13 protein-coding genes and 1 tRNA gene are annotated in these 12085 nt (G+C 67.1%); 6 read left to right on the plus strand and 8 right to left on the minus strand.

The window, feature by feature from the left end:
* The first annotated feature begins 199 nt into the window (after nucleotides 1-199).
* The 4 genes from MHA02_RS08255 (at nucleotide 200) to MHA02_RS08270 (ending at nucleotide 4105) form a co-directional block, all read left to right on the plus strand.
* A complete protein-coding gene (locus MHA02_RS08255) occupies nucleotides 200-1423 on the plus strand; it encodes a molybdopterin-dependent oxidoreductase (protein ID WP_147078173.1) in 1224 nt (407 codons plus the stop codon).
* A gap of 11 nt (nucleotides 1424-1434) precedes the next feature.
* Nucleotides 1435-1773 carry a c-type cytochrome gene (locus MHA02_RS08260; protein WP_147078174.1) on the plus strand — a complete coding sequence of 113 codons (339 nt, stop codon included), beginning with the start codon at nucleotides 1435-1437 and terminating at the stop codon, nucleotides 1771-1773.
* Between the two features lie 183 nt (nucleotides 1774-1956).
* A complete protein-coding gene (locus MHA02_RS08265; protein ID WP_147078175.1) occupies nucleotides 1957-2940 on the plus strand; it encodes a beta-propeller fold lactonase family protein in 984 nt (327 codons plus the stop codon).
* A gap of 79 nt (nucleotides 2941-3019) precedes the next feature.
* Entirely contained in the window at nucleotides 3020-4105 is a 1086-nt protein-coding gene (locus tag MHA02_RS08270) for a molybdopterin-dependent oxidoreductase (protein ID WP_147078176.1), read from the plus strand.
* Nucleotides 4106-4121: 16 nt separating this feature from the next.
* On the opposite strand, the gene MHA02_RS08275 is transcribed toward MHA02_RS08270, so the two are convergent.
* The 4 genes from MHA02_RS08275 to MHA02_RS08290 are packed head-to-tail and all read right to left on the minus strand — an operon-like array spanning nucleotide 4122 to nucleotide 6692.
* Nucleotides 4122-4481 (minus strand): YidH family protein, encoded by a 360-nt coding sequence (locus tag MHA02_RS08275; RefSeq protein ID WP_147078177.1) that lies wholly within the window; start codon nucleotides 4479-4481, stop codon nucleotides 4122-4124.
* Complete coding sequence (locus MHA02_RS08280; RefSeq protein WP_147078178.1) at nucleotides 4478-5365, minus strand: LysR family transcriptional regulator; 888 nt, start codon at nucleotides 5363-5365, stop codon at nucleotides 4478-4480. Before MHA02_RS08280 ends, MHA02_RS08275 begins: the two co-directional genes overlap by 4 nt.
* Nucleotides 5362-6186: an anti-sigma factor family protein gene (locus tag MHA02_RS08285; RefSeq protein ID WP_147078179.1), complete on the minus strand. Its 825-nt coding sequence runs from the start codon at nucleotides 6184-6186 to the stop codon at nucleotides 5362-5364. The genes MHA02_RS08280 and MHA02_RS08285 overlap by 4 nt, the downstream gene beginning before the upstream one ends.
* Nucleotides 6183-6692: an RNA polymerase sigma factor gene (locus MHA02_RS08290; protein WP_147078180.1), complete on the minus strand. Its 510-nt coding sequence runs from the start codon at nucleotides 6690-6692 to the stop codon at nucleotides 6183-6185. Before MHA02_RS08290 ends, MHA02_RS08285 begins: the two co-directional genes overlap by 4 nt.
* 184 nt (nucleotides 6693-6876) lie before the next feature.
* Here MHA02_RS08290 and copM point away from each other — a divergent pair, with 184 nt between their 5' ends.
* Nucleotides 6877-7287 carry a CopM family metallochaperone gene (copM, locus tag MHA02_RS08295; protein WP_147078181.1) on the plus strand — a complete coding sequence of 137 codons (411 nt, stop codon included), beginning with the start codon at nucleotides 6877-6879 and terminating at the stop codon, nucleotides 7285-7287.
* 41 nt (nucleotides 7288-7328) lie between these two features.
* Nucleotides 7329-8768, plus strand: coding sequence for a YncE family protein (locus MHA02_RS08300; RefSeq protein ID WP_147078182.1), 1440 nt, complete (start codon nucleotides 7329-7331; stop codon nucleotides 8766-8768).
* 729 nt (nucleotides 8769-9497) lie between these two features.
* Here the strand turns inward: MHA02_RS08300 and MHA02_RS22435 are convergent.
* The 4 genes from MHA02_RS22435 to MHA02_RS08320 form a co-directional block, all read right to left on the minus strand.
* Complete coding sequence (locus MHA02_RS22435; protein WP_147078183.1) at nucleotides 9498-9713, minus strand: hypothetical protein; 216 nt, start codon at nucleotides 9711-9713, stop codon at nucleotides 9498-9500.
* Between the two features lie 200 nt (nucleotides 9714-9913).
* Nucleotides 9914-9990 (minus strand) — tRNA-Arg (locus MHA02_RS08310).
* Nucleotides 9991-10229: 239 nt separating this feature from the next.
* The gene (locus MHA02_RS08315; protein ID WP_147078184.1) at nucleotides 10230-11630 is read right to left on the minus strand and encodes an NAD(P)(+) transhydrogenase (Re/Si-specific) subunit beta; all 1401 of its coding nucleotides are present in this window, start codon (nucleotides 11628-11630) and stop codon (nucleotides 10230-10232) included.
* Between the two features lie 4 nt (nucleotides 11631-11634).
* Nucleotides 11635-12084, minus strand: a complete 450-nt coding sequence (locus tag MHA02_RS08320; RefSeq protein ID WP_147078185.1) for a proton-translocating transhydrogenase family protein — start codon at nucleotides 12082-12084, stop codon at nucleotides 11635-11637.
* Between the last annotated feature and the right edge of the window lies 1 nt (nucleotide 12085).

Consider the following 12085-nt stretch of genomic DNA (forward strand, 5'->3'; position numbering starts at 1 on the left):
GTTGGATGGAATAATCGTCTCACCGTAGTATCTCATCCTGAGGAAGCCGCATCTCCGCCGGGATGCCCGGGACCGACAATTCGGCTCTGCGATGGCGAGACCGAACCGTCGTGCCTGCCGCCAATTCCATCCGCCGCCGACGCCGCCGAATCCCAACGACCGGCCGATGCGGCCCAACAGACGATTTTAGGGAGACACCATGCGCCACCTGCACGAACCGATGAACCGCCGCCTCGTTCTGGGTGGGCTCGGGCTCGGCAGCCTCGGCGCCGCGATGCCGGCCTGGGCTGCAGGCTCGGTGAAGCTTCCGCTGCCCGGCGGCCCGGACGAGCGGGCGCTGACCACCGCTTTTCCGGGCAAGGGCGAGATGATCCTCCAGCGCACCCATCCGCCGCTGCTGGAGACGCCGTTCTCGGTATTTGACGAGGGCGTGTTCACACCCAACGATCGCTTCTACGTGCGCTGGCATTGGGCCTCGATCCCGACCGAGATCGACGCCGACGCCTTCCGTCTCAAGGTCCGCGGCCATGTCGAGAAGGAGCTCTCGCTTTCGCTCGATGCCATCGCCGGCCTGCCGCGTTTCGAGATCGCCGCGGTGAACCAGTGCTCGGGCAATTCTCGTGGGTTGTTCGAGCCGCGGGTGCCCGGAGCGCAATGGGCCAACGGCTCGATGGGCAATGCACGCTGGACCGGCGTGCGCCTCAAGGACGTGCTCGAAATGGCCGGCATCAAGCCCGGCGCCGTGCAGGTGCGCTTCGACGGCCTCGACGCGCCGGTGGTCGACGATGCCCCGGACTTCAAGAAGTCGCTCGATCTCGACCACGCCAACAATGGTGAGGTGATGATCGCCTACGCCATGAACGGCGAGCAACTGCCGTTGCTCAACGGTTTCCCGCTCCGCCTTGTGGTGCCGGGCTGGTACTCGACCTACTGGGTCAAGATGCTGTCCGACATCGAGGTGCTGGACAAGCCAGACGACCAATACTGGATGAAGACCGCCTACCGCATCCCGGACGTGCCGGGCGCCAACATCAAGCCCGGTCAGACCGGCTTCAAAACGGTGCCGATCAACAGGATGGTGCCGCGCTCCTTCGTCACCAACCTTCAGGACGGCGCCAAGGTGGCGGCCGGATCGCCGGTCGCGTTGCGCGGCATCGCCTTCGGCGGCGATTGCGGGGTGAAGACGGTCGAGTTCTCCGGAGACGGCGGGGCGACGTGGTTCCCGACGCAGCTCGGCGCGGACGAAGGCCCCTACAGCTTCCGCCGCTTCGACGGCAGCCTGCCGGCGCTGGCCGCCGGGACCCACACGGTCAGGGTCCGCTGCACCAACACCAACGGCGTCGCGCAGGGCATGGACCGGGTCTGGAACGCTAACGGCTTTATGCAGAACGGCATTGAGGCCGTGTCCTTCCAGGCCGCTTGAGGAGAACAGCCATGACCCCGATCCGCCCTGCGGCCCTGATCGCCGCGCTCATTCTGTCTCCTCTGATGGCGCTCGCAGCGCCGACTCCCGAGCCGATGCGCTTCACTTCGCAAGCCATCGAGATGCCGACCTCCGATCGGATCTTCCCGGACGGGCCGGGGGCGGAGGCGGTCAACAACAACTGCCTCGCCTGCCACTCGGCTGGGATGGTGTTGACCCAACCCAAGCTCTCGAAGACGCAATGGACCGAGACCGTGAACAAGATGGTCCACGTCTACAAGGCGCCGATCGATCAGGCCGACGTGCAGACCATCGTCGACTACCTCACGGCGTTGAAGCCCACGCCCTGAGCCCCACGATCCCGAGGCCGTCGCGCTTTTTCGGCAGCCTCGGGGAATAGACCTTCCTGACCGGCATCTCCTCAAGGCGATGCACGGCCCGAATGGTCCGGGACCACGCAATCCGACGTAGACCCGCCCTCACGGCCGGCCCTTGGCCGCCGAACGAGGGCTCATGCCCGAGAGAAACGATTCATGACCCATCTCCGCACCAGCCTGCGTGCCCTCCTCGCCGGAGCCGGCATGCTCCTCGCCCAGGGCCAGCCCGGGTTCGCCGCCGGCTTCGACGGCGCGATCAAGAACAATGCCCTGGCGCTGAACGCCGCCGGGACCGTCGCCGCGGTGTCGAACAGCGAGGAGAGCGCCGTCATCGTCTACGACGTCGCCAAGGGCACGGTGCTGCGCCGCCTCGACGGCTTCGCGACGCCGCGCAACATCGTGTTTGCGCCGGATGGCGCCCGCTTCTACGTCTCGGACAGCGGTACAGGCCGGATCACGATCTACGAGACCGCCACCGGCAAGGAGGCCGGGATTCTCGCCGCCGGCCCCGGCGCCTTCGGCACAGTGCTCTCGACCGATGGGGCAAGGCTCTACGTCAACAACGAAGCCGCGAGCACGCTGACCGTGTTCGACACGAAGACCATGCTCGCCGAGGCCGTGATCCCCGGCTTCTCGCAGCCGCGCCAGGGCGTGAAGCTGTCGCCGGACGGCAAGACCGTGTTCGTGACGAACTTCCTCGGCGACAAGATCACATTGGTCGACACTGCCACCAACAAGATCACCGGTGAGATCGCCGGGTTCGACAAGCTTCGCGCCATCTCGATTACCAAGGACGGCAAGACGCTGTTTGCCGCCAACAGCGGCCGCAACACCGTTGGCGTGGTCGACGTCGCCGCCCGCAAGGTCATGTCCGAAGTTGCGGTGGGCAAGGACCCCTACGGTGCCGCGCTCACCCCGGACGGGCGCTTTGTCTATTCGGGCAATCTCAAGGACAACTCGCTCTCGGTGATCGACACCGGCACGCTCAAGGTCGTCGCCACGGTGACCGGCCTGAACGAGCCGCGCCAGGCGATCGCGTTCTCGGCCGACAACGCCCACGCTTACGTCCTCAACCGTGATCTCAGCGTCGCCGTGGTCGATCGCGCGACGAACGCGGTGGTCTCGACGATGAAGCCCTGAGTCGTCCCGCGCCGGGTGCCTTCTCGGCTCCCGGCGCGTTCTCGACCTCGACACCTCACGAACGCAGGACAAAGACCCCATGCTCGGCCTGTTCCAGCGCAAGGACCGCCTCATCGTCCACGGCGAGGCGCCCTACAACGCCGAGCCGCCGCTCGATCGCCTACGGGCCGCCTTCCTTACCGATCAGGCCGACTTCTACGTCCGTAGCCACGGCGACATCCCGGACCTCGACGCCGACGACTACCGGCTGACGGTGGGCGGGATGGTCGCCACGCCGCTCGAACTCTCGCTGGCCGATCTCAAGGAACGCTTCGAGCCCGTCACCGTCACGGCAGTGATGCAATGCGCCGGAAACCGCCGGGCCGACATGCTGGCTGTGGCCCCGGTTTCCGGCGACCCGTGGGCGCCCGGCGCCATCGGCAATGCGGAATGGACCGGGGTGCGGCTTGCCGACGTGTTGCAGGCCGCCGGATGCGAGGCTGGCGAAGAGCGTCATGTCGCCTTCGAGAGCCACGACCGGATCGCGGAATCGGACACACGCTTCGGCGCCTCGATCCCGTTGGCCAAGGCGCTGGCCCCCGAGACGCTGCTTGCCTTCGCGATGAACGGCGCGGCGCTCGCCCCCGAGCACGGTCACCCTTTGCGCGTGGTGGTGCCCGGCTTTGCCGGCATCCGCAGCCCGAAATGGCTTGCCCGCATCACGGTGCAGGATCAGCCCTCCGACAACCCGATGCAGGCCGACGACTACAAGCTGTTTCCGCCCGGCGTGACGGCCGAGACCGCCGACCCGGCCGCTGGCCACACCATCGAGGCGATGCCACTCAACAGCGCGATCTGCGAGCCCGCCCGCGGCGCAGCCCTGAAAGCCGGTCGGCACTCGATCCGCGGCTATGCCATCGCCAGCGACCGCGCCGTCGCCCGGGTCGACGTCTCGCCCGATGGCGGCCGTAGCTGGGCCCAGGCCCGGATCGAGCACGACAGGCGCGCTCCCTTCGCCTGGACCTTCTGGGAGATCGACCTCGATCTCGGCACAGGCGAGCATGAACTCGCGGTGCGGGCTTGGGATTCTGCCGGCCAGACCCAGCCGGCCGCTCCCGACGATACCTGGAACTACAAAGGCTATCTCAGCGCAGCCTGGCACCGGGTGCGGGTCACCGTCGCCTGAAGTGCAGCCCCAGCGCTCAGGTCCAGAGCAGAGCGGTCGCGGCGAAGCCCGAGATCGCGATCAGCAGAATGGCGATGCCGACGGTTAGGACACGCGGCATCATCGGGATCTCGGCCTGGGCGAGGCGCGTGCGGATGGCCCGGTCGCGCCAGGCCGCCCCAGCGAACGAGGCCAATGCGCAAACGATCAGCGTCAACGAGAGCACCTTCAGCGGCCAGACCGGTAGCACCTCTCGCAGAAAGCGCTGCGCGGCGAGGCCGCCGCCGAGGAAGGCGAGCCCGGTCCTCAGCCATGCCGCGAAGGTCCGCTCGGCGGCGAGCACCGTCCGGTCCTCGGCGAGCTTCACGCGCGGATCGTCAGGCGCGATGTCGCTCATCGGGGCGGCATCCCAATGAGATCGAGGAGCGCGTCGGCGACCCGGCTGCGATAGCGCTCCTTGTGACGTAGCACCCGGAACGGCCGCGTCGGCAGCGCGAATGCAGCCTCGACCAGGGTTCCGGCCCGCAGAGATGCGGCGACCACGGTCTGCGACAGCATGGCGGCACCACCTCCGGCCTCGACCGCCGCGCGGACGGCCTCGTTGGAGGGCAGTTCGAGCATGACCTTGAGCCGGGCCGGTGCGACTCCGACTGCGGCGAGTGCATCCTCGAAGACCGAGCGCGTTCCAGACCCCGCCTCTCGCAGGACCCACTCGGCCTCCGCCAGATCCTCGGGCGAGAGCGCCCCGGCGGCTGCGAAGGGATGATCCGGCGCGACCACGAGGACAAGCTGGTCCTCAGCGACAGTGGTGCTCGCCAGCGTCGGATCCTCGACGCCGCCCTCGACGAAGCCGAGTTCGGCGATGCCCTCGCGTACGGCATGGGCAGCCTCGGCGGTGTTGCCCACCGATAGACGAACCACGATCTCCGGATGGGCCCGGCGGAAGGCGACGAGGTGCCGGGGCAGCCAGTCGCTGGCGGTGGTCTGGCTGGCGAACAGCGACAGCGTCCCGCGGCGCAGGCCGCTCAGATCGGCCAGCACCAATTCGGCGGCTTCGGCCCGCGCCAGCACGGCCCGGGCCTCGATCAGGAAGACGCGGCCGGCCTCGGTCAGCTCGATGCCGCGCCCGACCCGGTGGAACAGCTTCGTCGCGTGCCGCCCCTCGATGTTGCCGATCGCCGTGCTGACGGCGGACTGAACCAGGTTCAGCGCCTCGGCCGCCCGCGTGACGTGCTCGCGCTCGGCCACAGCGATGAAGATGCGGAGCTGGTCGAGGGTCATGGCGCGGCCGTTCCGGCGGGGCGGGCGGGCGCGAGCCCGCGCACCTGCGCGTCCACAGCCTCGGCGACGCCGAGGAGGCGCGCTTCCGTCGTTCGTGCCGTGACGACATAGGCCATGCCGGCATCGATCCAGGAGAAGGCGGCGACGTCCCCCTCGCGGGCGAAACGGAAAATCGTGCGGCCCGCATCTGTGCCGGCACGGCTGTAGAGCGTCAGCCGGGTGCCCTCGTCGTCGTCGTACATCAGCAGGGCTGCAGGCTCCGAGCCCGCCGGCAGCAGGCGACCACCCATCAGGCGAAAGCCGAGCCCGCGCAGGTCCGGTGCCACGAGGCGGCGGCCGAGCCGCTGCGACAGCCATTGGACCAAATGCGGCATCTCATTGGCACGGACCTCGACGGGATGGACGGTTTCCGAGACGAAGGTCCTGAAGGCTGCCACCGCATCCTGCGTCGCCGGCTCGGAGGCCAGCAGGATCGGGGCGGAGGAATGGACGAGACCGTGCCCGATCCATCCGGCGCCGGCTCCGAGGGTCAGGAATACCAGCGCCGCCGCTGCGACCGGGCGCCAGCGCGCGACACGGAAGGCGCTCGGCCCGGTCAGGTTGGCGACGCGCAGGCGGGCCGGGATCGGCTCGTCGGCGATCAAAGCGAGGCGGGCGCGCAACTGCTCGCGTACCGCTTTGTCGGAGACGATCCGGCCGGCAGCCTCGGGATGCTCGGCGAGCCAGGCCTCGACCATTGCACGGCGCAGCGTATCGAGCCGGCCGTCGACGAACGCGTGAAGGTCGTCCTCGCCCACCGGCCGCGGATCAGGCCCGCTCATTTTACCCTCCGCAGGAAGCCGGTCCGCCCGGTCTCGAGGAAGCCACGCATCCGCTCCCGCGCCCGGCTGAGGCGCGACATGATCGTTCCCACCGGCACCCCGAGGACGTTCGCCGCCTCGGCATAGGACAGATCTTCAACCGCCACGAGAAGCAGGACCGAGCGCTGCTCCTCTGGCAGGGCATCGAGCCCGGCAAGGATGTCGCGCAGCCCGAGGCCCGAGGCCGGATCGGCGCTCGCGTCTGGCACCTGGTCCAGTAGGTCTGGCCCTGCCCGCGGCGCGGTTCGCTTCGTCCGGCGCAGGCCGGCGAGAAACAGGTTGCGCTGGATCGTGAACAGCCAGGCCCGCAGATCACCATCTCGCCGGCGTTGCGACCAGCCGGCGAGAGCCCGCTCCAGGGTATCCTGAACCAGGTCGTCGGCGGCCTCGCGCTCGCGCAGCAGGGCATGAGCGTAGCGTCGCAAGCCCGGAATCTGCGGCTCGATCAACGCGGCGATCTCGTCCAAGCGCTCTCCCTTCGCGACGGCCCCTGTGACGAGAGAGATGCCGGCGCCACGCATCTATTCCCTCGCACGATTTAAATTCGCGATCACGGACGCGGGGCCGGATTTTTTTTGCAAGCCGACGGAATGAAAGGCCGCCGGCGGCATCTCTCCTCTCGAAGACCGGCACTCGAGGTTTGGAGTGAACATGCGCGGAGCACTGGCATCCCTGGCGACCATCGCCCTGATCGCGACGGGGCTCGTCGGCGGATCGATGATGCGCCCGAGCCGGGCCGAGCCCGCCCCGATGTCGGACAAAGCCGGCTTCGACGCGCTGATGCGCGAGTCCATGGAGCGGATGCATGCCGAGATGGCGGTGCCGCCCTCCACCGATCCCGACCGCGACTTCGCGGCGATGATGATCCCGCACCACCAGGGCGCGGTCGACATGGCCAAGGCCGAACTCGCCTATGGCCACGACCCTGTCCTGCGCCGGCTCGCGCAGGGGATCATCGTCGAGCAGCAGCAGGAGATCGAAGTCATGCGCCGGGCGCTCGCCGAGAGGCCGCCCGCCACGCCCCTCGCCTCGCCGTCGCCCGCCCATAGCCATCACCACTGACCGGCGGCCTACCCGCCCACCCAACCAGGTATGAATTTGCGATGAGACAGATCCTGCTGCCCACGCTGACGATGCTTCTGCTCGCGGGGACGGCGCTCGCCGGCCAGGCTCCGGGACCGGCCTCGGCACCGGACGTGCCGGTCAGCGCGAAGGACCGGTTCTACACCTCCGACCAGTTCTCCAACACGATCTCGGTAATCGACCCGGCCGCGAATACCCTGCTCGGGGTGATCAAGCTCGGCGATCCGACGCCGATGAACCTGAGCCCGCTCTACAAGGGTCAGTTGCTCGTCCACGGCATGGGCTTCTCGCCCGATCACAAGACCCTGCTCGCAGTCTCGATCGGCTCGAACGCGGTGAGCTTCATCGACACCGCGACGAACACCGTGCGCCATACCAGCTATGTCGGTCGCTCGCCGCACGAGGCCTTCTTCACGCCGGACGGCAAGGAAGTCTGGGTCAGCGTGCGCGGCGAGAACTATCTCGCGGTGCTCGATGCCGGCACCGGCAAGGAGATCCGCCGCATTGAGGTGCCGAACGGGCCGGGCATGACGATCTTCTCGCCCGACGGGCAATACGGCTACGTCTGCTCCAGCTTCAGCCCCGAGACGGTGGTGATCGATACCAAGACCCACGCCATCGTCGGCCGCGTGAAGCAGGAGAGCCCGTTCTGCCCCGACATCGCGGCGACGCCGGACGGCGAGCAGGTCTGGTTCACCCTCAAGGACGTCGGACGCACGCAGGTGTTCGAGGCTAAACCGCCGTTCAAAGCCCTGAAGACCATCGAAACCGGGCCGATCACCAACCATGTCAACATCGTGCGCACCAAGGCCGGCCAGTTCGCCTACGTCACCATCGGCGGCCTGAACCTGGTCAAGGTGTTCCGCACCGATGATTTCTCGCAGATCGCGACCATCCCGACCGGGGCCCTGCCGCACGGACTCTGGCCCTCGGGCGATGGCAGCCGCGTCTATGTTGGCCTGGAGAATGCCGACAAGGCCGCGGTGATCGACACCGCTACCAACACGGTCGTCGCCGAGGTGCCGATTGGACAGGGCCCCCAGGGCGTTGCCTATGTGCCGAACACCGTGCCGGAGGGCGACGGCCGGCAGAATCTCCAGCCTCTTGGCGCCTCGGGCAAGACCAGCGCGCTGACGCTGAGCGGCACGGACGGAAAGCCGGCGACGCAGATCACCCTGTTCGACCAGGGCGTTCTCCAGACTCTGCAGGCCGCCGTCACCGGTCTCCCGGCGAAAATGCCGTTCGTGCTCGCGCTGTCCGACGATCCGAAGGGTGCGGGCATGATCGAGCCGCTGGCCGCCTTCATGACCAATCCGGCCGGCGCTGCCATCGTCAACGCCATCGGCCCGATCCGTCAGGTGACCCGCACCGATGCCGGCACGGGCCGCCGCTACTTGGTGGTGGCCGCAGGCAAGCCCGGCGAACTCGGCGGCGTCGTGCAGGTGCAGACCAAAGACTGATCAGACGGCGTCACGGATCGGAAGGGCGTAAATCCAAGTATTGTTTTTGCAGAACTGGCACGACAGCATCCTCTGCTCTCGCGAATGGCGTTGGCAGTGGCGCTCTGTTACCGCGATGCGCGCCTCCAGATGCCTGCCAAACTAATATTTAGCATTGCTAACAACTGCCTGTAACACACCGTTCCGCTGTCGACCAATCTCAGGCGTTAAGTGGGATATACGGGCCAACGGCCGCTTACGAGCAGACGGGAAAAGGGGCTGAACGGCTACGTTGGGTCGGAGGCGGAACGTCCGCTTGAGGGGTAAGGCCAAAGTCGAATTTTCACCCGGTGCGGACGTTTGGGGCGGGTACCAAGCGTCAGGATTCCACCACTAAACGGTGCATTATTGCGGATTGCCTGCAGAATCGGACGACATGCTGGGGCTGTAGCCCGGATGCGGCGAGGGCAGGCCATGGGCTCCACCAGGGCGGTCGCCCGCCTTGAGCCCCCCAACCCCGTGCAAGAGGCTCGGCGCCGCGATTTAAACGGTGGTCTCGCGCCACGTCCGGGCGAATGATCCCGGAGAACACCGTCTCGGCCCCACTATCTCCCATCATTCCGGAAATGGGCCACCTGGGAAAAATCCGAGTGGGTCTCGCTGCCCCGGTGCCTGGGGAGGAATTATCGGTTGCCCCACCCCCGGGCCAATTTCTGCAGGTGGCACCCGCCGAAAATTCCGAGGGTCACTTTATGGCTGTGGCTGTGAAAAACCGCCCACGATCCAACCGAACGCACGGCAGAGGCCGTAAATTATCAATCCTGCTGCAACAGCGGCCGCAGCGAAATAGACAGAATCGCCGTCGATCAAGGAATCTCGCATCAGAAGGTAGACCGCAGCGAAAAAGGCCGCGCTTAGGACAGCCAGCACGACACCAAACCGATGCACCACCGTGTGTGCGACCATGTTCAATTTCGCCCTCAAACCGTTTCGATGGAAATTCCATCGCCACGTGGTGAGGCACTAATAGGTCAGAAAATGCCCGAGCCGTGGTAATGATGACCGATTGGAAAGCGGCTCGCGACGGCGCTTCCCATGTGCTTCCCAAATCGGATTTCTGGGAAACAGCCCGGCACCGCGCCGGCAACTAAGTGCTTGATATTGAATGGCGCGCCCGAAAGGATTCGAACCTCTGACCCCCAGATTCGTAGTCTGGTGCTCTATCCAGCTGAGCTACGGGCGCGCGGTGATCAGGGGGCAGCGAGTGCCTCGTCCGACCGTGGGCGGTGTCTAAGTCGTTCGTTGCAGCTTGGCAAGCCGCTAGAAGCGCTTTCCGAAGCGGTCGCGTCGGTTCTTCGCAGGACGCCGTGGCAGGCTGAAATACAAAGCCGCCGGCCCGATGCGATCGGGCCGGCGGCTTTGGCGATCGTGACCCACGAAGCGGTCGGTGCTTCGTGGCGCTGGTGCGTCGAGCCCGTCGCGTCACATGTTCTTCAGGATCGAATCGACCATCTTTTTGGCGTCGCCGAACAGCATCAGCGTGTTGTCGCGGAAGAACAGCTCGTTCTCGACGCCGGCATAGCCCGAGCCCATGCCGCGCTTCAGGAAGAGCACCTGCTTGGCGTTCTCCACGTCGAGGACCGGCATGCCGTAGATCGGCGAGGTCTTGTCGGTCTTGGCGGCCGGGTTCGTGACGTCGTTGGCGCCGATGACGAAGGCGACGTCGGCATCGCGGAACTCGCTGTTGATGTCCTCGAGCTCGAAGACCTCGTCGTAGGGCACGTTGGCCTCGGCGAGCAGCACGTTCATGTGCCCCGGCATGCGGCCCGCGACCGGATGGATCGCGTACTTGACCTCGATGCCCTCCTTCTTGAGCAGGTCGGCCATCTCGCGCAGCGAGTGCTGCGCCTGGGCGACGGCCATGCCGTAGCCCGGGACGATGATGACGCGCTCCGCGTTCTTCATCAGGTAGGCCGCGTCGTCCGCCGAGCCCTGCTTGACCGGGCGCTGCTCGCCTCCGCCGCCCGCGCCGCCCCCGGCGGTCTCGCCGCCGAAGCCGCCGAGGATGACCGAGAAGAACGACCGGTTCATCGCGTGGCACATGATGTAGGACAGGATCGCGCCGGACGAGCCCACGAGCGAGCCCGTGATGATCAGCGCGAGGTTGCCCAGGGTGAAGCCGATGCCGGCCGCCGCCCAGCCCGAGTAGGAATTCAGCATCGAGATGACGACGGGCATGTCCGCGCCGCCGATCGGAACGATGAGCAACCCGCCGAGCGTCAGCGACACCAGCACGATCAGCCAGAACACCAGCTTGCTCTCGCCGGCGATGAACAGGCCGAGCAGCACCACCAGCAGCACCGCGAGCCCGGCATTGATCAGGTGACGCTGCGGCAAGATGATCGGCTTGCCGGACATCCGGCCCGACAGCTTGGCGAAGGCGATGACCGAGCCGGTAAAGGTGATCGCGCCGATGGCGACTCCCAGACCCATCTCGAACAGCGACTGCCCGTGGATGTGGCCGTTCTCGACGATGCCGAAGGCCTGCGGTGCGTAGAGCGCGCCCGCGGCCACGAACACCGCCGCCATGCCCACCAGCGAGTGGAAGGCGGCGACGAGTTCCGGCATCGCCGTCATCGGCACGCGCTTGGCGATCACCGCGCCGATGCCGCCGCCGATGCCGAGGCCCAGCAGCACCAGGAACCAGGCGCCGACGCCCGCGGGCGGATGGCCGACCAGCGTGGTGAGCACGGCCAGCGCCATGCCAACCATGCCGTAGAGGTTACCCTGACGGGAGGTGGTGGGGTGCGAGAGCCCCCGCAGCGCCATGATGAACAGGACGCCGGCGACGATGTAGAGAAGGGAGGAGATGTTCTCGGACATCGTCTCAAGCCTTCTTCTTGTACATGCTGAGCATGCGCTGGGTGACGAGGAAGCCGCCGAAGATGTTCACGCTGGCGAGCACGATGCCGATGAAGCCGAAGAACCGGGCCCAGCCGGTGCCGTGCTCGATCAGCGGCACGCCGACGGCGAGGATCGCGCCGACGATGATGACGGACGAGATCGCGTTGGTGACGGACATCAGCGGCGTGTGCAGCGCCGGGGTCACCGACCAGACCACGTAGTAGCCGACGAAGATCGCCAGCACGAAGATCGCCAGCCGAAACACGGTGGGATCGACGGCGCCGTGCGTCACGGCAGCGGCGCCGTGGCCGAGGCCGTCGGCGATGCTCTGGGCGTAGTCGGCGTTCTGCCGGGCGATGTCCGCGGCCGCGCGGGCTGCGGCTGCCGCGGCTTGGGCCTGATCGGCCGCCGCACCTGGAGGAAGAGTGGCCATT

Origin of the sequence: Methylobacterium haplocladii, assembly GCF_007992175.1 — a bacterium.
Classification (GTDB): Bacteria; Pseudomonadota; Alphaproteobacteria; order Rhizobiales; family Beijerinckiaceae; genus Methylobacterium; species Methylobacterium haplocladii.

What these genes read in the sequence shown, in the direction of transcription:
- MHA02_RS08255 (WP_147078173.1), top strand. Translation starts at nt 200, where the DNA reads ATGCGCCACCTGCACGAACCGATGAACCGCCGCCTCGTTCTGGGTGGG.
- MHA02_RS08260 (WP_147078174.1), top strand. Translation starts at nt 1,435, where the DNA reads ATGACCCCGATCCGCCCTGCGGCCCTGATCGCCGCGCTCATTCTGTCT.
- MHA02_RS08265 (WP_147078175.1), top strand. Translation starts at nt 1,957, where the DNA reads ATGACCCATCTCCGCACCAGCCTGCGTGCCCTCCTCGCCGGAGCCGGC.
- MHA02_RS08270 (WP_147078176.1), top strand. Translation starts at nt 3,020, where the DNA reads ATGCTCGGCCTGTTCCAGCGCAAGGACCGCCTCATCGTCCACGGCGAG.
- MHA02_RS08275 (WP_147078177.1), bottom strand. Translation starts at nt 4,481, where the DNA reads ATGAGCGACATCGCGCCTGACGATCCGCGCGTGAAGCTCGCCGAGGAC.
- MHA02_RS08280 (WP_147078178.1), bottom strand. Translation starts at nt 5,365, where the DNA reads ATGACCCTCGACCAGCTCCGCATCTTCATCGCTGTGGCCGAGCGCGAG.
- MHA02_RS08285 (WP_147078179.1), bottom strand. Translation starts at nt 6,186, where the DNA reads ATGAGCGGGCCTGATCCGCGGCCGGTGGGCGAGGACGACCTTCACGCG.
- copM (WP_147078181.1), top strand. Translation starts at nt 6,877, where the DNA reads ATGCGCGGAGCACTGGCATCCCTGGCGACCATCGCCCTGATCGCGACG.
- MHA02_RS08300 (WP_147078182.1), top strand. Translation starts at nt 7,329, where the DNA reads ATGAGACAGATCCTGCTGCCCACGCTGACGATGCTTCTGCTCGCGGGG.
- MHA02_RS22435 (WP_147078183.1), bottom strand. Translation starts at nt 9,713, where the DNA reads ATGGTCGCACACACGGTGGTGCATCGGTTTGGTGTCGTGCTGGCTGTC.
- MHA02_RS08315 (WP_147078184.1), bottom strand. Translation starts at nt 11,630, where the DNA reads ATGTCCGAGAACATCTCCTCCCTTCTCTACATCGTCGCCGGCGTCCTG.
- MHA02_RS08320 (WP_147078185.1), bottom strand. Translation starts at nt 12,084, where the DNA reads ATGGCCACTCTTCCTCCAGGTGCGGCGGCCGATCAGGCCCAAGCCGCG.